Below are 24,299 nucleotides of genomic sequence, written 5' to 3'. Positions count from 1 at the left end.
AACGGTCTCAAGTAGGGAAGGCCCCCCTGTGAGGCTCTCGGTCGGGGGGGTGGGGGGGGGTTTTTGGGGTTCGAACCAGAAACGCCACTCACGACCACCCCGACCCACGCGGTACCGGCGCCCCCGAACCTTCCGGTGTGGCCAGCGCCCTGGGGCATGACAACGCGAACATGCCGACAAGGCATCGCCCTGCCGGCATGTTCGCGTGTGTGGGAGCTATTGCTCCTCGAAGCGCTGGCGGAAGCGTTCTTCCATGCGCTGGGTGAACGAGCTCCGGCGCGGGGACGCCTTGCCGCCACCTCCGCCGGCCCCCGGGCCACCGCTGTCCTTGCCGCCTTCCGTTTCGGCTCCTTGCCGAATCGATGTGACGGCCATCATGACTCCGAAGAACATCACGAGGAACCCGAGCACGCTGATCACGGGGATCTCGGCGACCCGGATGTTGACCACCACGCCGAGCACCAACAGTGCGACGCCCACTACGAACAGGGCGATGCCCTGCAAACGCCGTCGGCGGGCGGGGCGGCGCAACCGGGTGCCTCGCACCGTGGATGCGAACTTGGGGTCCTCGGCATAGAGCTCGCGCTCGATCTGATCGAGCAGCCGCTGCTCATGCTCGGAGAGTGGCATCTTTCCTCCTCCGGCACAGCTGTCGCGGGCGCCGGGCCGCGCAACGTCATGGACCCAACAGACAACCCCAGGCGGGGTGTCTCTGTCCAGGATACGAGCCCCGCGCTCGTCCGACTACCCGATCCCGTATCCAGAAGGGATCGAATTGGCCGAAACCACCCGGCTCGCCCCTCTCGGAGGCGGCGGAGCAGGCGATGTCACTGGTCACGGGGGGTCAGCAGTGACGCGGGCCGCACCGCGGCGGCGCCGAACTTCGACCTCGCGACGTCGGCGGCGACTTCCGCATCCCGCCAACGGGGTTCGGGTGACTCGAAAAGCAGCTGCTCTCCATCACTCTCCGTGTCCAACCCTTCGACTCTTACCCCGATCAGGCGGACTGCGCCCGTCGGCGCGTGCTCGGTGAGGAGTTCGACGGCGGTGCGGTGGATGTCGCGGGCCACATCCACTCCGACGGCGGTTGTCCTGGCCCGGGTGATCGTCTTGAAGTCCGCGAACCGGACCTTGATCGACACCGTCCGCCCGCGCAGCCCCCGGCGGCGCAGGGTGGCGGCGACGCGTTCCGACAGCCGGAGGAGTTCCAGCCCGAGCGCCGCGCGGTCGTGGAGATCCACGTCGAAGGTCACTTCGGCACCGATCGACTTGTCCGGCGACTCCGGGACCACCTCGCGCTCGTCGTGCCCGTTCGCGAGCGCGTACAGATGCTCCCCCAGCGCCCGCCCGAGCGACCGCCTCAGCCTGGACAGCGGAGCGGCTGCGACGTCGGCGATGGTGTCGAGCCCCTGCTGCCGCAGCTGCTCCTCGGTGCGCTTGCCGACGCCCCACAGCGCCGACACGGGCAGCGGGCGCAGGAACGCGAGCGTCTCGGCCGACGGCACGACGACCATGCCGTCCGGTTTCGCCATCCCGGACGCCAGCTTGGCGACGAACTTGACCTTCGCGACGCCGACCGAGCAACTGATCCCGAAGTCGGCGGCCACCCGCTCCCGGATCCAGGCGCCGAGCCGCGCGGGCGAGGAGTCCAGCCGCTTGAGCGCCCCGCTGACGTCCAGGAACGCCTCGTCCAGACTCAACGGCTCCACCAGCGGCGTCAGCTCGCGGAAGACCTCCATGACGCCCTTGGACACCTCGCCGTAGAGCCCCGGTGTCGGCGTGATGCAGATCAGCTGCGGGCAGAGCCGCTTGGCCGTCGAGAACGGCATGGCCGACCGGACGCCGAACTCGCGTGCCGCGTAGCTCGCCGCCGCGACGACGGACCTCGGCCCCCCGCCGGACACGACCACCGGCTTGCCCGCCAGCTCCGGGCGCGTGCGCAGCTCGCAGGACACGAAGAAGGCGTCCATGTCGACGTGCAGCAGGCCGCAGCCGGTGTCGTCGGGCCAGGCGGTGGCCCCGGTCGTCACGCGGTAGCGGGCCATCCCGCCGGGCAATTCAGCGTTTCGTCCCACGGGCAGAAACTAGCCCGGACCACCGACAGTCTCGTGAGGGTCAGGGACGGTGGGCCAGGACGTGCAGCCTGCTGGCGATGTCCCGCAGCGGCGGAACAGACGCCGCCGCCAGCTCGAACTCCGCCAGATCCTCTTCCCGCACCCCACCGGGCACGAAGTCCGCCACGACACCGTCGCCCTGCAACGAGGTCACCTCGAGCCCCACCGCGATCAGCTGCGCGCGAAGGGCCTCCGCGTCGAAGCGCCGCAGCACGGTCTCCCGGCCGCCACCGAGGACGCCGCTGCCGGACGCGAGGAGTTCCCGCGCCTCACCGAGCCGTCCGGCCAGCGCGCGCTGCAGGATCGCGGCGTGCCGGTTCGCCACCAGCACCGAGACCGCCCCGCCGGGTTTGACCGCGGCGGCCAGCGCGGCGAGCACGAGCGCCGGGTCGTCGACGACTTCGAGCAGCCCGTGCGCGAGCACGAGGTCGGCCGAGCCCGCCGCGACGTGGGCGCCGAGCGCGTCGGAGTCGTCGGCGATCACCGTGATGCTGCCGGAGACGCCCTCTTCCTCGGCGCGGCGGCGCAGGGTCGCCAGCGCGTTGGGGTTCGGCTCGACCACGGTCACCAGGCAGCCCGCCGAGGCCAGCGGCACCGCCCAGCCGCCGCTGCCGCCGCCGACGTCGACGACGTGCGGCTGTTGTGCGCCTCGCGCCCGTGCGGCCCGGAGTTCTGCTTCGAGAACCCGGCGAACCGCCCCCGATCCCCGCGTGGCCACGGTGTCCGTCTTCATAAACGCACAGGGTAATGCCCGCCTTCCGGGCGCCGCCGGGTGTAGTCCGATGCGGTGTTCGACACCTTGCCAAGGAGCCACCCCGCCGGCTGCCCGTAGGCTGTATCGAGTGCACACGGTCGCTGTTCTCAGCCTGAAGGGTGGCGTCGGTAAAACGACGGTCGCCCTCGGTGTCGCGTCCGCCGCGCTGCGTAGGGGCGCCCGGACTCTCGTGGCCGACCTCGACCCGCAAGGCAACGCCACCACCTCGCTGGACCCGCCCTTCACCGATCGCACGCTGGCCGATGTCCTGGAGACGCCGGTGCGCTCGGTGCTCGAACGCGCGATCGCGCCCAGCGTGTGGAGCGACCAGATCGACGTTCTCGTCGGCGCCGAAGAGCTGGAGATGCTCAACGAACCGGACGCCGACAGCCGCCGCTTGGAGAACCTCTCCCGCGCGCTCGACGAGCTGCACACGAACCCGCTGCGCGAGGAACCCTACGAGCTGGTGATCCTCGACTGCCCGCCGTCACTCGGCAGGCTGACCCGCTCCGCGCTGGTGGCCGCGGACAGCGCCCTGATCGTCACCGAGCCGACGATGTACGCCGTCTCCGGCGCGCGCCGCGCGCTCGACGCGATCGAGAAGATCCGCGAAGAGCAGAACCCGGGGCTGCGGCCGATCGGCGTCGTGGTCAACAAGCTTCGCGTGCGCTCCTACGAGCACCAGTTCCGCGTGGCCGAGCTGCGGGAGAACTTCGGCCCGCTGGTGATGCCGACGGCCATCCCGGACCGGCTCGCGGTACAGCAGGCGCAGGGCGCGTGCAGCCCGATCCACGAGTGGCACTCCCCCGGCGCGCAGGAGATCGCCCTCACCTTCAACATGGTGCTCGCGAAGGTCCTGCGTTCGAGCCGGGCCGGACGGCATCGCGTCCGCGGCGACGAAGAGCCCGAGACCACCGAAGCCCCCGCCAAGCTGAGCGACACCGGCACGGGCTGACGTCCGATGCCCGAAGGCGACACCGTCTTCCTCGCCGGCAAGGTCCTCGACAAGGCGCTGGCCGGGAAGAACCTGCTGCGAGGCGAGTTCAGGGTCCCCCGGCTGGCCACGACGGATCTCGCCGGACGTGACGTGCTCGGTGTCGGCACGGTCGGCAAGCATCTGCTGACGCGGTTCTCCGGCGACCTCACCCTCCACAGCCACCTGCGCATGGACGGCAAGTGGGACGTCTACCGGGCCGGCGCGCGCTGGCGCAATCCGGCCCATCAGGCGCGGGTCATCCTCGCCACCGAGGATCTGCAGGCGATCGGCTTCCGCGTGCACGACCTCGAACTCGTGCCCACGGACGAAGAAGACCGCCTGGTCGGGCACCTCGGCCCGGATCTGCTCGATCCACGGTGGACGGACGAACTCGCGGAGCGGGCGGCGGCCGCGCTGGCCGCGGACCCGGATCGCGAACTCGGCGACGCCCTGCTGGACCAGCGGATCATGGCGGGGATCGGGAACATGTACAAGGTCGAGATGTGCTTCCTGCTCGGCGTCACACCATGGACACCGGTGTCCGAAGTGGACACCGCGAAGGCCGTCGCGCTCGGACGCAAGCTGCTGAAGACCAACGCCTGGCGCACGTCGCAGACCACCACCGGCGATCTGCGCCGCGGCCGTGAACACTGGGTCTACGAACGGACCAAACAGGGCTGCTTCCGCTGCGGCGGCAGGCTCAAGGTCGCTCCCCAGGGTGCCGGACACCAGGCGAGGCCGACCTGGTTCTGCCCGAAATGCCAGTCCGGACCCGCTCCGAGCGGCTAAGCTGGCCTGGTGACGCTGTTCAAGCTCCCGCTCTACGGGGCCGACACCGAACGCGGCGACCTCGCTCCCTGAGCCACCCGCTCCCTCCGCACGTCACCCTTCACTTCTTCATCCCAGGGAGCTTTGTCATGCCCGGAATCCTCACGGGCACGGCGCTGCGCGCGTTCGTGCACGCCCTGCCCAAGGTCGAACTCCACGTCCACCTCGTCGGTTCGGCGAGCCTGCCCACGGTGCTGGAACTGGCCCGCCGCCGCCCGTCCGCGGGTGTGCCGACGGAGCCGTCGGAGCTCGCCGAGTTCTTCACCTTCCGCGATTTCCCGCATTTCCTCCGCAACTACCTGGCGGTGACGTCGCTGGTACGCGACGCCCGCGACATCCACACCCTCGTCACCGGGCTGGCGGCGGATCTGGCCGCGCAGAACGCGCGCTACGCGGAAGTGACCGTGACGCCGTACAACCACGTCCTCGACGGGATGCCGCCGGACGATCTCCTCACCGGTCTCGCGACCGGGCGGGCGGCGGCACGGGCGGACCACGGCGTGGAACTGGCCTGGTGCTTCGACATTCCCGGCGAGAAAGGGATCGTCGCCGGCCGGGAGACGGTGGTGTTCGCGCTCCGCGAACGTCCCGAAGGCCTGGTGTCCTTCGGGCTCGGCGGCCCGGAGGTCGGTGTCGGCCGTGCGCAGTTCGCCCCCTTCTTCACCGCGGCCAGGGAGGCTGGGCTGCGCAGCGTCCCGCACGCGGGCGAGACCACCGGGCCCGCCACCGTCTGGTCGGCGGTGCACGATCTCGGCGCCGAGCGGATCGGGCACGGCGTCGGCGCGCACACCGATCCGGCGTTACTGGAATACCTTGCCGTGCAACGGATCCCGTTGGAGGTCTGCCCCACGTCGAACGTGCGGACCGGGCAATGCGCGTCGATCGCGGCGCATCCCGTGCGACGGCTGCTCGATCACGGCGTGCTGGTCACGCTCAACACCGACGACCCGCCGATGTTCGGGGCCACCCTCGACGGCGAGTACGTGGCGGTGGCCGAAACCCTGCGGCTGACGGCGGCCGAAATTGCCCTGCTCGCGAAGAATGCCGTGGAAGCGGCTTTTCTGCCGTCGGCGGACAAGACGGCCCTGACGGCGGAGATCGAAGAAATCTTGTTGCAGGACCCCGAACTCCTCGCATAGTTTGGCGGTACACGAGAGAGGAGGTGGTCCAAAGTTGTATTCCAACAGGACTCGTGAGGTGGCTGTCCGCTAGCGGACCGCACGCGTAGGACTTTTGAGCAGCGATACAACGCAAGTTGGAGCCACCTTCGGCTCGTCGTCTCTGCTTCGCGTGGTGCCTGATAGCGAATACCAGGCAGTCACCGGGCCCCCGAGGTTCCCGAGCACCGGTCCGGCTCGGGCCCGGCCGCCGATTCCGGCGTCCGGGAGGCGCCTCGGGGGTACCCCTGCTTCCGGGGTGTGCCGCCCGCCGCTCCGAAGGACCGTCCGCCGCAGTTCCGCCCCCAGGAACCCAGCCGACTGGATAGCCTGACGCCATGCTGAGGCCCGATTTCCCGATCATCACCCAGCGCCTGACCCTCCGCGCCTTCACTCCGGCGGATCTCGACGAACTCAACTCCTTCCAGTCCCGCGCCGACGTCGCCCGCTACCTCTACTGGGGCCCGCGCAGCCGGGCCGAATCCGCCGCCGCGCTCGCCAAACGGGTGCACAGCGGCACCCTGTCGCAGGAAGGCCAGTTCCTCGCGGTGGCCGCGGAACTGACCGAGACCGGACAGCTGATCGGCGACCTGAACCTCGAATACCTCAGCAGCGAGCGCCGCCAGGGCGAGATCGGGTTCGTCTTCCATCCCGATCACCACGGGAAGGGGCTCGCCGCGGAGGCCGCCGTCGAGGTGCTGCGGCTCGGGTTCGAGGATCTCGGCCTGCACCGGATCATCGGCCGCTGTGACGGGCGCAACACCGCGTCCGCCGCGCTGATGGACCGTCTCGGCATGAAGAAGGAAGCGCATCTGCGGGAGAACGAGATCGTGAAGGGCGAGTGGTGTGACGAACTCGTCTTCGCGATGCTCGAAGACGAGTGGAAGGCGAGCCGCTAGAGCTCACCAGGCATGATGGGGCCGTGCTCTTCGACAAGATCGTCCGTCCCGCCCTCTACCGAGTCTCCGGCAGCGACCCCGAAACCGTGCACGAACGCACCATCGGCATGCTCGCCAGGCTGAGCCGGGTCTCCCCCGCGCTCGCCGCGCTCGGCCGCGTCTACCGGACGGACGATCCGGTCACCTTCCTCGGGCTCCGCTTCCCGAACCGGGTCGGCCTCGCCGCCGGGATGGACAAGAACGGCCGGGCCCTGCACGCCTGGCCCGCGCTCGGCTTCGGTTTCGTCGAGGTCGGCACGGTCACCCGGCATCCGCAGCCGGGCAACGACAAACCGCGGCTGTTCACCCTCGCCGAGACCGACGCGGTGATCAACCGGATGGGCTTCAACAACGAGGGCGCGGAGGCGCTCGCCGCTCGCCTCGCCGCGGGCGGGAAACCGCCAGTGCCGCTCGGCGTCAGTATCGGCAAGTCCAAGGTGACCCCGCTCGACGAGGCCGTCGAGGACTACCGGTTCTCGCTGCGGGCGCTGTACCCGTACGCCGACTACTTCGCGATCAACGTCAGTTCCCCGAACACGCCGGGCCTGCGGGCGTTGCAGGACAAGTCCGCGCTGGCCGAGCTGCTCGCCGAGCTGCGGAAGACCTCGGCCGAGCTCGCCGGTGACGCGAAGCCGACTCCGGTGCTGGTGAAGGTCGCCCCCGATCTCACCGACGAAGCGCTCGCGGAACTGCTGGAGGTCTGCCTCGAACACGGTGTCGCCGGGCTGATCGCGACCAACACGACGCTGTCGCGCGAAGGGATCGCCCCGGCGGAGGCCGCCGTCGGCGAGCAGGCGGGCGGGCTGTCCGGCCGCCCGCTCACCGCGCGCTCGGTCGAGGTGGTGCGGTTCGTGCACGACGAGACCGACGGCAAGCTGCCGATCATCGGCGTCGGCGGGATCTTCGACGCCGGCGCCGCCGCCCGGATGCTCGACGCCGGCGCCGGACTGGTCCAGCTCTACACCGGTTTCGCCCTGCACGGTCCCGGTCTGGTCAAGCGGGTCGCCCGAGGTCTCGCGGCCCGGCCGTACTGACGAACCGCAGGTAGGCACGCCAGCACTGGTACCTCGTCAGCTCCGTCGCCGTCGCCGCGGCGGCCTGGTCGCAGAGGACCGCCAGCGGCGTTTCCCCGTTCTCCAGCCGGATCCGGCCCAGGACGAACGGGGCGGGCAGCGTGGCCGCGAAGGCACCGAGCGCGGCGGGCGAGAGCCGCCAGCGTTCACCCGAGAGCATCGTGTGCTCGCCCGTGGCGCTCACCGGCACCACCCCCGGCTGGGGCGGATCGGTGGGCAGCAACAGCATCCGGTAGCCCTCGCCGGTCTGGACCAGTCCGGTGAACCGGGCCCCCGCGGCGACCAGGCTTCCGTTCAAGGGCTGCCCGCGCAGCTGCGCCCCGAACACCACGAGATCCGCGCCCGGTGCGGGATAAGGGAAATCGGCCTGTTCGTCGGTGAGCACGGCGGCGAGGTCGATGGCGATCTGGTCGTCGAACGGCCGCACCACCACGGAAACCCCGTACGGCCCCAGATCCGACGGCGAAGACGGCACCGTGACCGCGGCGAGGTCGAGCAGGTTGACGAACGCCGTGAACCGCTCCAGCCGTTTCGCGACCCCGTCCGGATCGGACAGTGCCTCGGAGACCGAGGGATGGTCCGCGACCGTCGGGAGGACGAGGGCGTCGTACTCCGACAGCATCCGGAGCGCGAGCATCCCGGCCTCGGCGACGCGCTGCCTGTCGGCGGTGAAGCCGTCGTCGTGGATCAAGCCGCCCACCGTCAGCAGTGCCGAGACCTCCACCGTCTCCACCCGGGCGCCGGACGCCCGCAGCGCCGAAACCGCGCCGAGGAAGGCGGACCGGGATTGCAGCGAAAGGCCGGTGAGCGTGTCGGAGCCCGGGATCGCCACCCGCGGCCGATCGCCCGCGGACAGCCGGACGTCCGGAGGCCAGTCGCGGGCGAGCGGGTCGATCCCGTCGGGACCGGTCATCTGTCCCAGCGCGCGCTGCCCCAAGGTGAGGCTGCGGGCGAACAGGGCGATCCCGCCGCACGGCGCGGCGCCGGTCTTCGGAACGAGGCCCAGCGTCGGCTTCAAGCCGACGATCCCGTTGAGGGACGCGGGAACCCGGCCCGCTCCGGCCGTGTCCGTGCCGACGGCCAGATCCACGAGGCCGAGCGCGACGGCGACGGCCGCGCCGCTGCTCGCGCTCCCGGAGACCCGGTCGGTGTTGAGCGCGGCGCTCACGGCGCCGTACGGGCTGTGGGTGTGCTCGAGGTCGCTGCCGAACCGGTCGCAGTTGGTCTTGCCGATCACGACCGCCCCGGCCGCGGTCAGCCGGGACACGGATGTGGCGCCGACACAGCAGACGTCCTCGCCCGCCGTGGGAAGGCCGGCGACGCCGATGACGTCGGCGACCGCCACCAGTGTCCCCGCGAGCGGCAGGTCCGCGCCCGCGCGAAGCCGTTCGTCCACGGCCTTCGCGTCAACGAGCGCGTCTTCCACCGCGCGGAGGGTGATCCAGACGTCGGGCCGGTCGACCTCGGCGATCCGGTCGTAAGCGGCTATGACGCGCTGATAGGAGCTGGGAAGAGGAGTGGGAGTCGGTTCTGGTTCCGGGGGGAGCGTCGTCACTGGGCGTCCTTTCCTCGGTGGGGACGAGAAAGACCACTGCGCGAGATCCACTGTGTCCGGTCCGCCACCCTGGAACGCCCGCTCACGCGGGCTGGGTTCAGGCCCGAGCTGGGAAGAGCACTGCGTGCATGTAAGAAACGTTAGGCATCGCGGGGCGCCGTCACCAGCGGATTCGGGTTACGCGAGCGTTTCGCTACCACACAGTGAGCGAGTCGTTACGCAATGGAGTATTAGTGACGACGAATGAGACGATGGTCCAGGAAAGCGCCTGCTCAGGCGCTACCCGATTGCGTAACTCGCGTGCTTGGAGGCGGAACTCGCGTGCTTGAAGGGCGATCTCCTGAGATCCGCCTCCAAGCACGCGAGTTCGGCGTCCGAGCACGCGAGTTACGGCTTCAGGAAAGTTCGCGCAGCGCCATGGCCAGTCCGGCGAGCTTGTCGGTCGCGTCGGACAGCTGCTCCTTGGACGACGTCATGCCGTCCGAGCTCGCGGCGACGGTGTGCCCGGCGGCCGCGACGAGACCGCCGTAGCCGTCGAGACCGTCGTCGAGCTGCTCGCGTAGTTGCTTGACGGCGGCGTCGAGGGCGCCGCGTTCCCGCTCGGGCGCGGCGTCACGTCCGCGTTCGATGGCCTGGATCCGGCCGGCCAGGCCGCGCAGCGCCTGCGCCGCCTCGGCCGCGGTCGTCCGGGCGTCCGCCACGGCGATCTCGGAGACCGGCATGGTGCCGAGCGACGTCGGCTGCGAAAGCTGGCGAAGCAGCTCCGCCAGCGAAGCCTCGCTCTCGGCGAGGCGCTCCATCGGCTCACGCGCGACGGACCGTGCCGGGGGCAGCGGCGGCGGGGTGGCGGGAGCGGCGGGCAGCACGGTGCGGTTCAGCGTCCGCAGCCGCAGCCCCGACTTGACCCCGAAGGTGCCGAAGATGACGGCGAACGCGCCGCCCGCGATGGCCTGGAGGACGTCGGCTTGGCCGTCCTTCAACAGGCCGGTGCCCGCGACGACGGCGAACAGTCCACAAAGGAAGGTGAGGAGGATCCAGAACGTCAGCGCCCGCGAAGTCCGGCGCTTGCGGCGCTCCAGTTTGGCGGCGGGTTCGTTCCAGCGCGCCCATTTGGCCTTCGCGTCGGCGACGACCGGGATCTGGCCCGCGGCCATCGACGTCAGCTGCTGCGAGATCTTCGGCATGGCGGGCACCTGCGGGCGGGGCCGCGGTGGCGCCGGCTGAGCGGGCCGCGAAGAAGCCTGCTCGGAGGGCGGGATGTAGCGCTGCAGCTTCTCCTGCGCGCGCTGGGCGTAGTCGGGCAGCTTTTCGATGTGCTTCTCAAGCTTGGCGGTGAACTCCCCGAAGTCCTTGCGCCTGCCCTGGCCCATTGCCCTCTCCCCTGTCTTCAGGTGAGACCGGTCCCGCACCCGCGTGGGTGCGGGACCGGCTCTAGGTGGTGTGTCAGGCGGGGTTCTTGCCCTGTTCGGCCTGAACCCGTGCCTGGATCTCACGCTGGATGTCCGCGGAGCTCGACGCCTTCGGCGCGGCGGCGGTCTTGCCGTCGGTCACCTGAGCGACGGAGTCACCCTTCATGGACGCGCGGATCTGCTCCAGCCGCGAGTGCCCCGCGAGCTGCGTCGTGGAGGCCTGGACCTCCATCATCCGGCCCTGGACGGAGTTCTGTGCGAGTTCGGCCGAGCCCAGCGCGGTGGTGTAGCGCTTCTCGATCTTGTCGCGAACGTCTTCCAGCGACGGGGTGTTGCCCGGCGCGGCCAGCTGGCTCATCTGGTTCAGGGAAGCGGAGACCTGCTCCTGCATCTTCGCCTGCTCCAGCTGCGAGAGCAGCTTGGTGCGCTCGGCCAGCTTCTGCTGCAGCATGGTCGCGTTGCGCTCGACGGCCTTCTTCGCCTGCTCCGCAGCCTGAAGCGACTGGTCGTGCAGGGTCTTGAGGTCCTCGATGCTCTGCTCGGCGGTGACGAGCTGCGCGGCGAAGCTCTCCGCCGCGTTCTCGAACTCGGTCGCCTTCTGCTCGTCGCCCTTGGCGCGCGCCTCGTCGGCGAGCACCAGCGCCTGGCGGGTCGAAGCCTGCAGCTTCTCCACGTCGCCGAGCTGGCGGTTCAGCTTCATCTCCAGCTGACGCTGGTTACCGATCACCGAGGCGGCCTGCTGGGTCAGCGCCTGGTGGTTGCGCTGCGCCTCCTCGATGGCCTGCTGGATCTGTACCTTCGGGTCGGCGTGCTCGTCGATCTTCGACGAGAACGCCGCCATCATGTACTTCCAGAACTTCACGAACGGGTTGGCCATCTCCTCCGCCTGCCTTCTCGCATCCCACGGGCTGTTACCTCGAGGTGGGGCGTCCCCTCTGTGATGTTGCAACGTCCCGACCCCGGCGTTGAGTTCCATCGTGTCAGGTCGGCGTCCCGCGTTCCAGGCGACCCCGACGGAATTCAGGGATCCCCCTGACTGTGATGTCCACGACCTTCGGGTTCACCGTCCGGTGACGGTGGGTGAAGACGACCCGCGTCAGCGGCGCAGCGCGGTCTCCTGGTCCATCCGTGACAACTTCTCGGGGTTCCGCACCGCGTAGAGGCCGGTGATGAGGCCGTGCTCGACACGCAGCGCGACGACGGTGTCGACCTCGTCACCGAGCCGCAGGATCAGCGCGGGATGCCCGTTGACCTGCGCGGTCCGCATCGTCGCCGCGTCGTCGCGGACCGGGCGGCTACCGGCCAGCAGCGGCGCGACCAGGGCTGCCCCGACCACGGGCTCCAGCACGGCTTGCACCACTCCGCCGCCGTCACCGAGGAAGACGACTTCCGGCGAAAGGACGTCGAGCAGTCCTTGCAGGTCACCCGTCCGGACGGCGCGGTGGAACGCGTCGACCACGTCCTTGGTCTCGCCGGGCGACGCGGCACCACGCGGTCTCCGCGCGGCGACGTGCGCCCGCGCCCGGTGGGCGATTTGGTGGACCGCGGCCGGGGTCTTGCCGACGGCTTCGGCGATCTCGCCGTAGGGCACGTCGAACACCTCGCGCAGCACGAACACCGCTCGTTCGGTCGGGGTGAGGGTCTCCAGGACCAGCAGCATGGCCATCGAGACGCTGTCGGCCAGTTCGACGTCGTCGGCCACGTCGGGGCTGGTGAGCAGGGGTTCGGGCAGCCACGGACCGACGTAGGACTCCTTGCGCCGGCCGAGCGTGCGCAGCCTGCCCAGCGCCTGTCTGGTGGTGATGCGGACCAGGTACGCCCGCGGGTTCTCCACGGTGCCGAGGTCGACTCCGGACCAGCGCAGCCACGTCTCCTGGAGGACGTCTTCGGCGTCGGCGGCCGAGCCGAGCATTTCGTAGGCGACGGTGAACAGCAGGTTCCGGTGGGCGACGAACGCCTCCGTGGCGGTGTCGGACATGGACGGCTCCTGTGCTCGGCGACGGTGTCCCCACCAGACGCCGCGTCCCCTCGATTTCTGACACGTCGATGCCGTGGCGCAGGTCACGCTCCGATGCTGTCAGCGGGGCCGGGCCGCCGGCATCCGGTGGTCGTCCGGTTCAGCACACGACCACGAAAGAGGACGAGACCATGGATTCCCGTTTCGATCTGAACAGCAACGAGCTCGGCGCGAAGCTCGGCAAGCGCTTCGCGAACGTCAGTGTGGCCATCAAGGGGTCGACCCTGCCGACGGTGACTCAGGAGCTGATGTCGCTGCGAGCCAGCCAGCTCAACGGCTGCGGCTTCTGCGTCGACGCGCACGCCAAGGACCTGGCGGCCGCCGGCGAACCCGCGGTCCGCGTCAACCTGGTCGCCGCCTGGCGCGAGTCGACGGTGTTCACCGAGGCATAGCAGGCCGCGCTGGCCCTCGCCGAGGAAGGCAGCCGGATCGCCGACGCGCACCAGGGTGTTTCCGACGAGACCTGGGACCGGGTGCGGAAGCACTACGACGACGACCAGATCGCCGCGCTGGTCTACCTGGTCGCGATGATCAACGCCGCCAACCGGCTGCTCGTCATCACGCAGACCAAGGGCGGCTCCTACCAGCCGGGCACGTTCGACAACGCCGCGAACTGACAGGAAAGGCCCCAGGCGGACTGCCTGGGGCCTTTCCCGTTCACAGCCTTGCTAGGCGGCGACCATCTTCGGTGCGGAGATCGTCGTCCGCAGTGCGGGACTCATCCGCGGCGGCGGCGAGATCCGCAGGTCGGCCAGGTCGTTGCCGATCAGCTCGGACACCAGACGGCCGCCTTCGAGGCCCGCTTCGGCGCCTTCCCGCTCCGGAGCGCGCCGCTTGCCCGCTTCGACCTTCTCGTCCACCGGGGCGACCTCGACGTTGTCCATCGCCGAGACGTCCGCCGCGACCTTGTGCAGGAGTTCGCCCAGCGGAAGGTCCAGGGCCTCGCAAATGGACGCCAGCAGCTCGCTGGACGCCTCCTTCTGCCCGCGCTCGACCTCGGAAAGGTAGCCGAGGCTCACCCTGGCGGCGCGGGAGATGTCCCGCAGCGTTCGACGCTGGTTCGTGCGGGCGTGTCGGAGCCGGTCGCCGATCGCCTCGCGCAACAGCACGGTCATCACGCGCCTCCCTTCCAGGACTGACTACCCCCTACGTTACCCAGAGCGGTGCCCCGGGCGCAGGTGTTGACACGGCAATACGCCAAGGGCGAACGCGGCGATCATGCGAGATGTTCCCCCAGCAGGGCGAACGCGCCCGAGACCGCACCTGCCCTGACCGAGGCTCGATCACCGCTCAAGTCCAGTGTGCGGACGGTGAGCACCCCCGGGCCCGCGAGACCGACGTGGACGGTGCCCGGCGCGACGCCGTCCTGCCCGTCCGGACCCGCGACGCCGGTCAGGCCGAGTCCCCACGTGGCGCCGCACCGGTCTCTCGCGCCGACGGCCAACTGCGCCGCGACCTCGGGATGAACGGCGCCATGCGCGGTGAGGAGGCCTTCGTCGACCCCGGCCAGCTTCGCCTTGAGGTCGGTGGCGTAGACCACCAGTCCACCCCGGACGACGGCGCTCGAACCGGGGACCTCGGTCAGCGTCGCGCAGACGAGTCCGGCGGTCAGCGACTCGGCCGTCGCCACCGTCTCCCCCCGCTCGATCAGGTGAGTGATCAAGGTCTCAGCTTTCATGCGCCCGCGGCACGCCTCCCGGCGGCGCGCAGCCGCACCGCGCGCACGACGTAGTCGAGCCCGGTCACGACGGTCAGCACGAGCGCGAGCCCCATCAGCACCCAGCGCACCGGCTCGGCGGACGCGGGCAGGGGCAGCAGGTACGCGGTGATGGCCGCGATCTGGGCGAGCGTCTTGGCCTTGCCGCCCCGGCTGGCCGGGATGACGCCGTGCCGGATCACCCAGAACCGCAGCAGCGTCACGCCGATCTCGCGGATCGCGATGACGATGGTGACCCACCAGCCCAGTTCGCCGAGCACGCTCAGCCCGATCAGCGCGGCGCCGATCAGTGCCTTGTCCGCGATCGGGTCGGCGATCTTGCCGAAATCGGTGATCAGCCCGTACTTGCGCGCGACCCAGCCGTCGACCTGGTCGGTGAACGACGCGATCGCGAACAGCGCGGTGGCGATCGCGCGCCAGAACGTGTCCTCCCCGTCACCGGCGAACAGCGCCAGTACGAACAGCGGCACCAGCACCAGCCGCGACATCGTCAGCAGGTTCGCCAGGTTCAGTGTCGGGACCGGGGTGGCCTCGGGAACCCGGGCGTGCTCACCGCCCGTCCCCTCACCGGCCCCGGCGTCGCTCGGGGCGGCATTCACCGGTCGGCCTCGAGCGGCGCGGGCCGCACGATCAGGTCGACACCCTCGGAGTCGACGACCTCGCAGCGCACGAAGTCACCCACCGCCAGCGACGGCAGGTCTTCGGTCTCGATCAGGACGCATTCGCCGTCGACCTCGGGGGCCTGGTGCGCGGCGCGGCCGATCGGGTCCTCGCCGTCCTCGGCCTGCTCGATCAGGACGTCGACGAAGTCGCCGATCCGGTCCTCGGCCCGCTGCGAGGTCAGCTCCTCGACCAGCGCGGAGATGCGCGCGACCCGCTCGGCCACCACGGACTCGTCGAGTTTGCCGTCGAAGGTCTCGGCCTCGGTGCCGTCTTCGTCCGAGTACCCGAAGACACCCACCGCGTCCAGCCGCGCGCCGGTCAGGAAGCGCTCCAGCTCGGCGAGGTCCTCTTCGGTCTCGCCGGGGAAGCCGACGATGACATTGGTGCGGATGCCGGCGTCGGGCGAGTGCTCCCGGATCTGGTCGCACAGCGCGAGGAAGGAGTCCGTGGAGCCGAAGCGGCGCATGCGGCGCAGCACGGTCTCGCTTGAGTGCTGGAAGGACAGGTCGAAGTAGTCGGCGACGCCGGGCGTGGTCGCGATGGCCTTGACCAGACCGGGCCGGGTCTCGGCGGGCTGCAGGTACGAGACGCGGACGCGCTCGATCCCGGGCACCGCGGCCAGGCGCGGCACCAGCAGCTCCAGCGCGCGGGCGCCGTCACGGCCGAAGTCCTTGCCGTAGGAGGTGGAGTTCTCCGAGACGAGGAAGACCTCCTTGACGCCGTTCTCCGCGAGCCACATCGCCTCGGCGACGATCTCGTCCGGCTGCCGGGACACGAAGGACCCGCGGAACGACGGGATCGCGCAGAACGAGCAGCGCCGGTCACAGCCGGACGCGATCTTCAGCGCGGCCACCGGGAAGGTGTCGAGCCTGGTCCGCAGCACGCGCGGGCCCCAGCCGTGCTGCGCGTGCCCCGGCACCTCAACCGACTCGGCGGCCGTCGGGCGCTGGACCGGGCTGATCGGCAGGAGCTTGCGGCGGTCGGACGGGGTGTGGGACTCGACCTTGCGGCCGGCCACGACGTCGTCGAGACGCTCCGCGAGGTCGGCGTAGTGGTCGAAACCCAGGACCGCGTCGGCCTCGGGCAGGCTCTCGGCCAGCTCGTTGCCGTAGCGCTCGGCCATGCAGCCGACGGCGACGACCTTCTTGCCCGTGTCGGACGCCGCGAGCAGCGTGTCAACCGAGTCCTTCTTGGCGGACTCGACGAAGCCGCAGGTGTTGACGACCACGACGTCGGAGTCCTCGGGCTCGGCGGCGAGCTCCCAGCCGCCCGCCGCCAGCCGTCCGGCGAGTTCCTCGGAATCGACCTCGTTGCGGGCGCAACCGAGGGTCAACAAGGAAACGCGACGGGTGGCGACAGGATCAGTGGTGGGAGAAGGCACGTGCCTTAGGGTAGCTGGCCTGCTCGCGGGGTCGGCGATCGCTCGCTCGGGCGAGCCCTCGACCGGCCCGGGCGCCGGGGATGGCTTAATGGTGGGCGTGCCCTCAGACCCCCTCCTCCACCGCCGCCCCACCGTTCGCCGGGCGCGGATCGCGGACGTCCGCAAGATCAAGGCGCTGGTCGATTCCGACGCCGGGACGGTGCTGCTGGAGAAGGAACTCGTCACCCTCTACGAGAGCGTCCAGGAGTTCTGGGTGGTCGAAGACGGTGACGACGTGCTCGGCTGCGGCGCGCTGCACGTGCTGTGGGAGGACATCGCCGAACTGCGCACCATCGCGGTCGACAAGGACTCCCGGGGTCGCGGCATCGGGCACGCGCTCGTGGCACAGCTGATCGACTTCGCCCGCGAGATCGGGCTGAAGCGGCTGTTCGTGCTGACCTTCGAAACCCACTTCTTCGCCGGTCACGGGTTCGTCGAGATCGACGGCACCCCGGTGACCCAGGAGGTCTACGAGGAGATGCGGCGCTCGGCCGACCCGGGCGTCGCGGAGTTCCTCGACCTGCCGTACGTCAAGCCCAACACCTTGGGCAACAGCCGGATGCTGCTGGAGCTTTAGCTTCTGGGGTGCCCCAGCCACCGCCCCCAATGTGGCATTGGAGACGCTCAGCGACCCTGATGCCACATTGGGGACACCGAACACGCGGCGAGCGACGCCTTTAGCTTTTCTTCGCGTGCCGGGCCACCCGGACCCGGTTGCCGCACAGCGACGGCGTGCACCAGACCCGCCTGCTGTTGGCCGCCACGAACAGCATCGAGCAATCGTGCGCGCCGCATCGCCGCAGCTGAGCGGCACGCGGCCCGGACACGAGGTCGATCGTCGCGACCGCGACCGCGGCGAGCGCGATCTCGCCGCCGTCCTCGCCGTGCCAGGACCTCTTTGCCCCCTCGGCGGTCAGCCGCGGGCTGGTGGGCACGGCGGCCGCGGCGGCGTTGACCCGCTCGACCGCCCACGCTTCGGGCTCCCGCGCGGCGACGACCGCCTCGAGTACCTCACGCACCGCTGAACGCAGCCGCCTCGTCCGCTCGGCGGACGGCGGCCGGGCGCCTTCGGGCAGGAGTGGCGCCTGTGTCGCCCAGAACTTCGCGTGACCGTCGTCGAGCAGGTCGATCGACGGTGAGACGGCCAGCATCACGGTGTCGGCGAGGTTCACCGCGAGATCGTCACCGGGCAGCGAGTCGAGATCGAGCATGCCTTGACACTATCAGGTACTAATGGTTCAAGACAGTTTCAACCATTAGGGAGTGTTCATGGCGACCATCCGGCACCGTTCCGTCGAACTCGGCGACGTCGAGGTCTTCTATCGCGAAGCAGGCGACCCCGAAGCTCCCGTGTTGCTCCTGCTGCACGGCTTCCCGACGTCTTCGCACCAGTTCGTGCGGCTGATGCGGCGTCTCGCGGGCCGGTGGCGGCTCATCGCGCCGGACCTGCCCGGATTCGGGCAGACCGTCACGCCCGAGGGCTTCACGTTCACCTTCGACCGGCTCGCGGAAGTGGTCGGCGAGTTCGTGGACGCGCTGGAACTGCGCCGCTACGCGCTCTACGTCTTCGATTTCGGTGCCCCGACGGGCCTGCGGCTGGCCGTCTCGCGCCCGTCCCAGGTGACGGCGCTCATCACGCAGAACGGCAACGCCTACGTCGAAGGGCTCGGCCCGGCGATGCCGGACTTCCCTTCCCTGACTGACGAAACCGAGGCACGGCGCGGGTTCGAAGAGATCCTCGAACCGGCGCAGATCCGGTACCAGTACACCGGCGCCCGCGATCCGGAGACCATCGATCCCGCGAACCACCTGCTGGACCAGTACTTCCTCGGCCTTCCCGGCCGGGCGGAGGCGATGCTGGACCTGTTCTGGGACTACCGGAACAACCCGCCCGCGTACCCGCGGTTCCAGGCGTGGCTGCGCGAAGCCCAGCCGCCAGTCCTCGCCGTGTGGGGGCGCAACGACCCGTTCTTCGTCCCTGCGGGCGCCGAAGCGTTCCGGAATGATGTTCCCTCGGCGGAAGTTCACCTCTTCGACACCGGGCACTTCGCGCTGGAGGAGGACCTCGAACCGATCAGCGAGCTGATCGACCGCTTCCTCGCGGAACATCTCTGAAAGGCGGCTCATGGACACCTCGGTCACCGACCACCTCCTCAGCACGACGCGAGCGGTCCGCCGCAAGCTCGACCTGGACAGGCCGGTGGAACCCGAGGTGCTCGAAGAGTGCTTGCGGCTCGCGTTGCAGGCGCCCACGCCGGGCAACCAGCAGGCGTGGCGATGGCTCGTGGTGCGGGATCAGGGAGTGAAGGACCGGCTGTCCGAGCTGTTCCGGCGAGTTGGAAAGGCGTACCTGGAAGCGAACGCGGCCGCCCTGGGCGAAGCGATCACCGAGCCCTCGGTGGCGCGGGCGTTCGCGTCGGGGCAGCATCTGATCGACGTGATCGACCGGGTGCCCGTGTTCGTCATCCCGTGCCTGACCGGCAGGCCCAGCGGTGACAACGCGGCCGACGCCGCGTTCTACGGCGGGATCTTCCCGGCGGTGTGGAACTTCCAGCTGGCGCTGCGGTCGCGCGGCCTCGGCTCGACGCTCACGACGTACCACCTGACCCACGAGGCGGAGGCGGCCGAAATCCTCGGCATCCCCGCCGACGTCACGCAGGTCGGGCTGCTGCCGGTCGCCTACACGACGGTGCCGGACTTCAAACCCGCTTCGCGAGTGCCGCTGTCGGAAGTCGCGTACCTCGACGGTTGGGGCAACGCCCTTCAGTGAGGCGGTACCGACTTCCCCTAAGCCTTGGACACCCGCAGGGTGACCTGGTCGCCCCCCGAACTCACGGCGACCAGGTCCACCCGGCAGGCGGCGAACTCGACGGACTGCCCGCCACCACGTCCGGTGGAGGCGACCTCCGCCGTCGTCCGCTCTCCGCGTCCCGGTTCGGCCAGGGTCAGTTCGATCACGGCCTCCCCTTCCCAGACGCAGACCATTCCCGCGGCGCAGCGGGAGTCGGACACCAGGCGAGCGAAGCGGATGCTGACGTCCTTCGACGCGACCTCGGCCGTTTCACCGGCCTTGAGATCGACGGTCTCCCCCAGCTCGACCGCGCCCTGAGCAGGCTGGGGCCGCTGTACCGGCGCGGGCTGGACCACCGTGGGCCTGCTCGCGGCGGGTTGTTCGCGCGCCGCGGAGCTACCGGCTCCGCACGCGAGGCCGATCAGGGCGCAGAGGACGACGAGCAGCTTCTTGGGGTCCACGTGTTCTGGACGTAGCGGAGGCTCCGGTCCGTTGCATCGGTCCTTCAATCGCCTCGTGAGTGGTAGAGACGGTTCTAACCGTCCTTACCACTCACGAGACCCGGCCGGCAGCGGCGATGTCACGTGACCGACCGGACGACACGCGTGATCCGGCGGACGACACGAGCGTGCAGTCCCAGAGGTAGTGAAGGCCTCCTTGCCTACCCTCAAGGTAGGCAAGGAGGCCTTCACGGACCGGCCCGCGACCGAGGCTCATCCAGGAGCGGGTAGGTACCTGAGACACGGTTGGTTCTCACCGTCCTTACCACTCACGAGGGGCTCAGTCAGTCGTCGGAGACGTCGCCGCCTCCTCCGTCCCCGCCACCGCGGATCATGAACAGCACCGACTCCAGCTCTTCCGGCTTGATCAGCACGTCCCGCGCCTTCGAGCCCTCCGAAGGGCCGACGACGCCGCGGCTTTCCAGCAGGTCCATCAGCCGCCCGGCCTTGGCGAAGCCGACCCGCAGCTTCCGCTGCAGCATCGACGTCGAGCCGAACTGCGAGGTGACGATCAACTCGGCGGCCTGCAGCAGCACGTCGAGGTCGTCTCCGATGTCGGAGTCGATTTCCTTCTTCTCGCCGGCCTTCGCCGCGGTGACGCCGTCCTGGTAGTCCGGCTGCGCCTGCTCCTTGGCGAAGTTCACCACCGCGGAGATCTCTTCGTCGCCGACGAAGGCGCCCTGGATGCGGACCGGTTTCCCGGCCCCCATCGGCAGGTACAGCGCGTCACCCATACCGATGAGCTTCTCCGCGCCCGGCTGGTCGAGGATGACCCGCGAGTCGGTGAGCGACGAGGTCGCGAACGCCAGCCGCGACGGCACGTTCGTCTTGATCAGGCCGGTCACGACGTCGACCGACGGGCGCTGGGTCGCCAGCACCAGGTGGATACCGGCGGCACGCGCCTTCTGGGTGATCCGGACGATCGCGTCCTCGACGTCGCGCGGGGCGGTCATCATCAGGTCGGCGAGCTCGTCGACGATCGCCATGATGTACGGGTACGGCTGGTAGACGCGCTCGCTGCCGGGCGGCGCGGTGATCTCGCCCGAGCGCACCTTCTTGTTGTAGTCGTCGATGTGCCGGACCTTGTTGACCTGCATGTCCTGATAGCGCTGCTCCATCTCCTCCACCAGCCAGGCCAGCGCCGCGGCGGCCTTCTTCGGCTGGGTGATGATGGGCGTGATCAGGTGCGGGATGCCCTCGTACGGGGTCAGCTCGACCATCTTCGGGTCGATCAGGATCATCCGGCATTCGTCCGGCGTCGACCGCGCGAGCAGCGACACCAGCATCGAGTTCACGAAGCTCGACTTACCGGAACCGGTGGACCCCGCCACCAGCAGGTGCGGCATCTTCGTCAGGTTCGCGGTGACGAAATGGCCCTCGATGTCCTTGCCGAGCCCGATGACCATCGGGTGGTTGTCCTTGACCGTCGACGGCGCGCGCAGCACGTCGCCGAGGCGCACCATCTCACGGTCGGAGTTCGGCACCTCGATGCCGACCGCGGACTTGCCGGGGATCGGCGCCAGCAGCCGGACGTTGTCGGTCGCCACCGCGTAGGCGATGTTCTTGGTCAGCGCGGTGATCTTCTCGACCTTCACGCCGGGGCCGAGTTCGACCTCGTACCGGGTGACCGTCGGGCCCCGCGTGAAGCCGGTGACCTGCGCGTCGACGTTGAACTGCTCCAGCACGCCGGTGATCGCCTCGATCATGGCGTCGTTGGCCTTGCTGCGGGACTTCGGCGCGTCGCCGAGCTTCAGCAGGTCCGGCGGCGGGAGCTTGTAGTCGCCCTCGACGGTCCTGGTGACCGCAAGCGGCGCCTCGGCCTTCTTCGGCTTCTTCTCTTCGACAGGCTTGGGCGCGGGCTTCGGCGGGCGCAGCGGCGTCGGCGCTTCGGCCAGCGCGGCCTCGATGTCGAGTTGCTCGCCCTCGTGGTCGCCCGAAGCCTGGCGGCGGCGCGACGGCTTCCGCAGGCGGACCGACTTCGGATCGGCTTCCGTGACGGCGTTGCGTTCCTCGTGGATGGCCTGGCGCTCAGCCTCGGCCTCTTCGATCTCTTCGGGGTCGAGACCCCAGTTCCGCAGGCGGTGCGGGATCTCCCGGACCGGGGTCCCGGTGAACACGAGCGTGCCGAACAGCAGTGCCAGCACCAGCAGCGGCACCGCGACCCATGTGGTGACGCCCATGGTCAGCAGGCCGCCGGAGAACGCGCCGATCACGCCGCCGGCGTACATCCGGCCGTCGTTGGTCTCGGGCAGCGCGGTGAAGATGTGCAGCAGGCCGAGCACGGACAGGATCACCAGCAGGGTGCCGATGACCATCCGCGGCCGGGCCTCCGGCATCGGTTCCGAACGCATCAGCGCGACGGCGACCACGGTCAGCACCAGCGGGAGCGTCACGGCACCGGCGCCCAGCAGAGAGCGCGTGCCGACCTCCACCCAGCCGCCGATCGGGCCCGCGGCCCGCCACCAGACGCCGAAAGCGATCACCAGTGCCAGCGCGATGAGACCCAGCGCGAGACCGTCGCGACGGTGCTCGGGTTCGAGTTCGCGGCCGCGGCCGACCGTCCGCGCGAGGGTGCCGAGGCCCTTCGCGAGCAGATTCCAGGTGCCGCGCACACCCTTGGCGAACGTGCCGGACGACTTCTTCCGCGGTGCCGGACGCCGTGGAGCGGGTTTCCTCGCAGCCGTTGACCTGGGCTTCGCCGGGGTACGCGGCTTTCGCGCCGGCCCCTTGCTGCCGCCGCTTCGCGCCGTACTCCGTTTCCTGGTCGTCGACCCGCTAGCCATGTCTCCACGGTAGCCGCCTCGACCCTCCAGCCCCGGCTGCCACTCGGAGCACATCGGAGAACATTCGTCTCAGGTCACAGCTTGAGCGGCCATCCGGGTGAAAAGCGGGTCATGACATGCTCTGCCCCATGTTCGCGCTGCATCAGGATGAGAATTCGGCTCGCCGCGCCCCGGCCATCTGGCGCACGATGCTGAACATCGACCGGGGGCTGGTCAACTTCGTCGGCAAACTCACCGTGACCGGCGGTGTCCCGGCGGAACTGCGCCGCAAGCCCTTGCTCATGACGGCCAACCACATCGGCGTCTTCGACGCGTTCGTGCTGATGGCGGCCTGCAAGCGGATCGGCATCAACCCGCGGTTCATGCTGGCGGGCGGCATCCTCGACGCGCCGGTCATCGGCCCCGCACTGCGGCTCAGCGGTCACCTGCGGGTCGACCGCAAACAGGCTTCGACGGCCATCGGCCAGTTCGCCGAAGCCACCGAGGCCCTGCGGACCACCCGTGACCCGCTGATCGTCTACCCCGAGGGCCGGATCAGCCACGACCCCGGCCTGTGGCCGGAGCGGGGCAAGACCGGCGCGGCGCGGCTAGCGCTGGCCGCCGGGGTGCCGGTGATCCCGATCAGCCAATGGGGCGCGCACGAAGCCGTGTACTGGGGCACGGAGACCGTCAACGGTCCCGCCGACCTGGTGCCGCTCGCGAAGTCCGGGCTGAGCGCGCCCATGCGCCGGCCGCGGTTCAAGGTGCACTTCGGCGAGCCGGTGGACCTGTCGGAGGTCGAGCCGGAGCGGCCGGGCGCCGGGGTCCGCGCGCACGCCAAGATCATGCAGGCGATCACCGACGGGCTGGTCCCACTGCGCCGCGACGAACTGGACAAGCCGCGCTTCCACGACCCGACGCGGCCGACGGACACCGTCAGCCCCTGGAAGAAGTACTGAGTCCGGATCCTGAGACGGGTGCTCGCGCTCGCCTAAGGCCGGCGGACGTGAGCACCCGCATCCTCGTCGTCCACCACAGCGCGACCGGCAACACCGCGAAACTGGCGTCGGCGCTGGCCGACGGCGCCCGCGAGGCCGAAGCCGGCGTCCGCGTCCGCACCGTTCCCGAAACCGCTCCGCCCGCCGCGGTGGCGAGCAATCCGCGCTGGCAGGCGTGGGTGGACGCGGGACCGAACCACGAGACGGCGACGATGGAAGACCTGGAGTGGGCCGACGGGTTCGCGGCGGGGAGCCCGACCCGGTTCGGCGGTCCCGCCGCGCAGCTGAAGTCCTTTTTGGACAGTACCGGCGGCCTGTGGGCCAAGGGAAAGCTGGTGAACAAGGTCGCGACGTCGTTCACCACCGCCTCCACCGCGCACGGCGGGCTCGAAGCGACCGTGCTGGCGACGAACAACATCTTCTATCACTGGGGCGCCATCGTCCTGCCGCTCGGCTACACCGATCCGCGGCTGCTCGAATCGGGCAATCCGTATGGCGGCTCGTCCGTCTCACGCGAGTCCGCCGAACCCGACGAACTGGCCCTGGACGCCCTCCGACGGTCTTTTCAAGGACAGGTGATGGGAACCGCGCGTCCGTCTCCCGCGTCGTAGTGCGGTCACACAGCGT

The 24,299-nt window shown here is 69.9% G+C and carries 24 protein-coding genes and 1 pseudogene; 11 read left to right on the top strand and 14 right to left on the bottom strand.

From position 1 onward, the window contains the following. Positions 1-216: 216 nt before the first annotated feature. From AC069I_RS22400 to AC069I_RS22390, 3 genes are all read right to left on the bottom strand, one after another. The gene (locus AC069I_RS22400; protein WP_125675808.1) at positions 217-630 is read right to left on the bottom strand and encodes a DUF3040 domain-containing protein; all 414 of its coding nucleotides are present in this window, start codon (positions 628-630) and stop codon (positions 217-219) included. Between the two features lie 197 nt (positions 631-827). Continuing rightward, the gene (gene dinB / locus AC069I_RS22395) at positions 828-2,045 is read right to left on the bottom strand and encodes a DNA polymerase IV (RefSeq protein WP_478227475.1); all 1,218 of its coding nucleotides are present in this window, start codon (positions 2,043-2,045) and stop codon (positions 828-830) included. A gap of 70 nt (positions 2,046-2,115) precedes the next feature. Next, on the bottom strand, positions 2,116-2,847 hold the full coding sequence (locus AC069I_RS22390; RefSeq protein WP_478227293.1) for a methyltransferase domain-containing protein: 732 nt from the start codon (positions 2,845-2,847) through the stop codon (positions 2,116-2,118). A gap of 109 nt (positions 2,848-2,956) precedes the next feature. Between AC069I_RS22390 and AC069I_RS22385 the strand changes: the two genes are divergently transcribed. The 5 genes from AC069I_RS22385 to AC069I_RS22365 all read left to right on the top strand — a co-directional run bounded on the left by AC069I_RS22385 (position 2,957) and on the right by AC069I_RS22365 (position 7,801). Further along, positions 2,957-3,823 carry a ParA family protein gene (locus AC069I_RS22385; RefSeq protein ID WP_340683940.1) on the top strand — a complete coding sequence of 289 codons (867 nt, stop codon included), beginning with the start codon at positions 2,957-2,959 and terminating at the stop codon, positions 3,821-3,823. A gap of 6 nt (positions 3,824-3,829) precedes the next feature. After that, the gene (locus AC069I_RS22380) at positions 3,830-4,633 is read left to right on the top strand and encodes a DNA-formamidopyrimidine glycosylase family protein (RefSeq protein ID WP_478227294.1); all 804 of its coding nucleotides are present in this window, start codon (positions 3,830-3,832) and stop codon (positions 4,631-4,633) included. 128 nt (positions 4,634-4,761) lie between these two features. After that, on the top strand, positions 4,762-5,811 hold the full coding sequence (gene add, locus AC069I_RS22375) for an adenosine deaminase (RefSeq protein WP_478266323.1): 1,050 nt from the start codon (positions 4,762-4,764) through the stop codon (positions 5,809-5,811). A 356-nt stretch (positions 5,812-6,167) separates the two neighbouring features. Beyond that, a complete protein-coding gene (locus tag AC069I_RS22370) occupies positions 6,168-6,728 on the top strand; it encodes a GNAT family N-acetyltransferase (protein WP_478227296.1) in 561 nt (186 codons plus the stop codon). A gap of 23 nt (positions 6,729-6,751) precedes the next feature. Beyond that, a complete protein-coding gene (locus AC069I_RS22365; RefSeq protein WP_478227297.1) occupies positions 6,752-7,801 on the top strand; it encodes a quinone-dependent dihydroorotate dehydrogenase in 1,050 nt (349 codons plus the stop codon). Here the strand turns inward: AC069I_RS22365 and AC069I_RS22360 are convergent. The 4 genes from AC069I_RS22360 to AC069I_RS22345 form a co-directional block, all read right to left on the bottom strand. After that, positions 7,761-9,395, bottom strand: a complete 1,635-nt coding sequence (locus AC069I_RS22360; protein WP_478227298.1) for an amidase family protein — start codon at positions 9,393-9,395, stop codon at positions 7,761-7,763. The genes AC069I_RS22365 and AC069I_RS22360 overlap by 41 nt on opposite strands. 395 nt (positions 9,396-9,790) lie before the next feature. Further along, complete coding sequence (pspM, locus tag AC069I_RS22355) at positions 9,791-10,765, bottom strand: phage shock envelope stress response protein PspM (RefSeq protein ID WP_478227299.1); 975 nt, start codon at positions 10,763-10,765, stop codon at positions 9,791-9,793. A 73-nt stretch (positions 10,766-10,838) separates the two neighbouring features. Next, positions 10,839-11,681, bottom strand: a complete 843-nt coding sequence (locus AC069I_RS22350; protein ID WP_007029352.1) for a PspA/IM30 family protein — start codon at positions 11,679-11,681, stop codon at positions 10,839-10,841. A gap of 219 nt (positions 11,682-11,900) precedes the next feature. Beyond that, positions 11,901-12,782 (bottom strand): RNA polymerase sigma-70 factor, encoded by an 882-nt coding sequence (locus AC069I_RS22345; RefSeq protein ID WP_478235902.1) that lies wholly within the window; start codon positions 12,780-12,782, stop codon positions 11,901-11,903. A gap of 170 nt (positions 12,783-12,952) precedes the next feature. Here AC069I_RS22345 and AC069I_RS22340 point away from each other — a divergent pair. Beyond that, positions 12,953-13,438, top strand: a pseudogene (locus AC069I_RS22340) (carboxymuconolactone decarboxylase family protein). Positions 13,439-13,489: 51 nt separating this feature from the next. Here the strand turns inward: AC069I_RS22340 and AC069I_RS22335 are convergent. From AC069I_RS22335 to rimO, 4 genes are all read right to left on the bottom strand, one after another. Beyond that, positions 13,490-13,936, bottom strand: a complete 447-nt coding sequence (locus AC069I_RS22335) for a helix-turn-helix domain-containing protein (protein ID WP_199745438.1) — start codon at positions 13,934-13,936, stop codon at positions 13,490-13,492. 101 nt (positions 13,937-14,037) lie between these two features. After that, entirely contained in the window at positions 14,038-14,499 is a 462-nt protein-coding gene (locus tag AC069I_RS22330; RefSeq protein ID WP_478227302.1) for a CinA family protein, read from the bottom strand. Continuing rightward, complete coding sequence (gene pgsA, locus AC069I_RS22325; RefSeq protein ID WP_340683951.1) at positions 14,496-15,137, bottom strand: CDP-diacylglycerol--glycerol-3-phosphate 3-phosphatidyltransferase; 642 nt, start codon at positions 15,135-15,137, stop codon at positions 14,496-14,498. The genes AC069I_RS22330 and pgsA overlap by 4 nt, the downstream gene beginning before the upstream one ends. Then, positions 15,134-16,582 carry a 30S ribosomal protein S12 methylthiotransferase RimO gene (gene rimO / locus AC069I_RS22320; protein WP_478266322.1) on the bottom strand — a complete coding sequence of 483 codons (1,449 nt, stop codon included), beginning with the start codon at positions 16,580-16,582 and terminating at the stop codon, positions 15,134-15,136. The genes pgsA and rimO overlap by 4 nt, the downstream gene beginning before the upstream one ends. An 88-nt stretch (positions 16,583-16,670) precedes the next feature. Here rimO and AC069I_RS22315 point away from each other — a divergent pair, with 88 nt between their 5' ends. After that, on the top strand, positions 16,671-17,198 hold the full coding sequence (locus tag AC069I_RS22315) for an amino-acid N-acetyltransferase (RefSeq protein WP_340683953.1): 528 nt from the start codon (positions 16,671-16,673) through the stop codon (positions 17,196-17,198). A gap of 100 nt (positions 17,199-17,298) precedes the next feature. On the opposite strand, the gene AC069I_RS22310 is transcribed toward AC069I_RS22315, so the two are convergent. Continuing rightward, positions 17,299-17,832: a CGNR zinc finger domain-containing protein gene (locus AC069I_RS22310; protein ID WP_478227304.1), complete on the bottom strand. Its 534-nt coding sequence runs from the start codon at positions 17,830-17,832 to the stop codon at positions 17,299-17,301. Positions 17,833-17,890: 58 nt separating this feature from the next. On the opposite strand from AC069I_RS22310, the gene AC069I_RS22305 reads away from it, so the two are divergent. Together AC069I_RS22305 and AC069I_RS22300 are read left to right on the top strand one after the other, a co-directional pair. Beyond that, positions 17,891-18,736, top strand: coding sequence for an alpha/beta fold hydrolase (locus AC069I_RS22305; RefSeq protein WP_478227305.1), 846 nt, complete (start codon positions 17,891-17,893; stop codon positions 18,734-18,736). A 10-nt stretch (positions 18,737-18,746) separates the two neighbouring features. Continuing rightward, on the top strand, positions 18,747-19,391 hold the full coding sequence (locus AC069I_RS22300; protein WP_478227306.1) for a nitroreductase family protein: 645 nt from the start codon (positions 18,747-18,749) through the stop codon (positions 19,389-19,391). A 17-nt stretch (positions 19,392-19,408) separates the two neighbouring features. Here AC069I_RS22300 and AC069I_RS22295 read toward each other — a convergent pair whose 3' ends face one another. Both AC069I_RS22295 and AC069I_RS22290 read right to left on the bottom strand, forming a co-directional pair. Then, entirely contained in the window at positions 19,409-19,873 is a 465-nt protein-coding gene (locus AC069I_RS22295; protein ID WP_340683957.1) for a hypothetical protein, read from the bottom strand. 323 nt (positions 19,874-20,196) lie between these two features. Then, positions 20,197-22,524, bottom strand: a complete 2,328-nt coding sequence (locus AC069I_RS22290) for an FtsK/SpoIIIE family DNA translocase (RefSeq protein WP_478227307.1) — start codon at positions 22,522-22,524, stop codon at positions 20,197-20,199. A 299-nt stretch (positions 22,525-22,823) separates the two neighbouring features. Between AC069I_RS22290 and AC069I_RS22285 the strand changes: the two genes are divergently transcribed. Together AC069I_RS22285 and AC069I_RS22280 are read left to right on the top strand one after the other, a co-directional pair. Beyond that, complete coding sequence (locus AC069I_RS22285; protein WP_478227308.1) at positions 22,824-23,633, top strand: lysophospholipid acyltransferase family protein; 810 nt, start codon at positions 22,824-22,826, stop codon at positions 23,631-23,633. A gap of 47 nt (positions 23,634-23,680) precedes the next feature. Beyond that, the gene (locus AC069I_RS22280) at positions 23,681-24,283 is read left to right on the top strand and encodes an NAD(P)H-dependent oxidoreductase (RefSeq protein WP_478266321.1); all 603 of its coding nucleotides are present in this window, start codon (positions 23,681-23,683) and stop codon (positions 24,281-24,283) included. Positions 24,284-24,299: the final 16 nt, after the last annotated feature.

It is taken from the genome of Amycolatopsis sp. NPDC043885, assembly GCF_056435685.1.
The sequence above is the reverse complement of the archived record's forward strand: the minus strand, read 5'-3'. Positions and strand labels throughout refer to the sequence as shown.

Bases quoted from the DNA above. Each gene is read 5' to 3' on its own strand.
- AC069I_RS22400 (WP_125675808.1), bottom strand. From the start codon at position 630: ATGCCACTCTCCGAGCATGAGCAGCGGCTGCTCGATCAGATCGAGCGC.
- dinB (WP_478227475.1), bottom strand. From the start codon at position 2,045: ATGGCCCGCTACCGCGTGACGACCGGGGCCACCGCCTGGCCCGACGAC.
- AC069I_RS22390 (WP_478227293.1), bottom strand. From the start codon at position 2,847: ATGAAGACGGACACCGTGGCCACGCGGGGATCGGGGGCGGTTCGCCGG.
- AC069I_RS22380 (WP_478227294.1), top strand. From the start codon at position 3,830: ATGCCCGAAGGCGACACCGTCTTCCTCGCCGGCAAGGTCCTCGACAAG.
- add (WP_478266323.1), top strand. From the start codon at position 4,762: ATGCCCGGAATCCTCACGGGCACGGCGCTGCGCGCGTTCGTGCACGCC.
- AC069I_RS22370 (WP_478227296.1), top strand. From the start codon at position 6,168: ATGCTGAGGCCCGATTTCCCGATCATCACCCAGCGCCTGACCCTCCGC.
- pspM (WP_478227299.1), bottom strand. From the start codon at position 10,765: ATGGGCCAGGGCAGGCGCAAGGACTTCGGGGAGTTCACCGCCAAGCTT.
- AC069I_RS22350 (WP_007029352.1), bottom strand. From the start codon at position 11,681: ATGGCCAACCCGTTCGTGAAGTTCTGGAAGTACATGATGGCGGCGTTC.
- AC069I_RS22345 (WP_478235902.1), bottom strand. From the start codon at position 12,782: ATGTCCGACACCGCCACGGAGGCGTTCGTCGCCCACCGGAACCTGCTG.
- AC069I_RS22335 (WP_199745438.1), bottom strand. From the start codon at position 13,936: ATGACCGTGCTGTTGCGCGAGGCGATCGGCGACCGGCTCCGACACGCC.
- AC069I_RS22330 (WP_478227302.1), bottom strand. From the start codon at position 14,499: ATGAAAGCTGAGACCTTGATCACTCACCTGATCGAGCGGGGGGAGACG.
- AC069I_RS22315 (WP_340683953.1), top strand. From the start codon at position 16,671: ATGGTGGGCGTGCCCTCAGACCCCCTCCTCCACCGCCGCCCCACCGTT.
- AC069I_RS22310 (WP_478227304.1), bottom strand. From the start codon at position 17,832: ATGCTCGATCTCGACTCGCTGCCCGGTGACGATCTCGCGGTGAACCTC.
- AC069I_RS22305 (WP_478227305.1), top strand. From the start codon at position 17,891: ATGGCGACCATCCGGCACCGTTCCGTCGAACTCGGCGACGTCGAGGTC.
- AC069I_RS22300 (WP_478227306.1), top strand. From the start codon at position 18,747: ATGGACACCTCGGTCACCGACCACCTCCTCAGCACGACGCGAGCGGTC.
- AC069I_RS22285 (WP_478227308.1), top strand. From the start codon at position 22,824: ATGTTCGCGCTGCATCAGGATGAGAATTCGGCTCGCCGCGCCCCGGCC.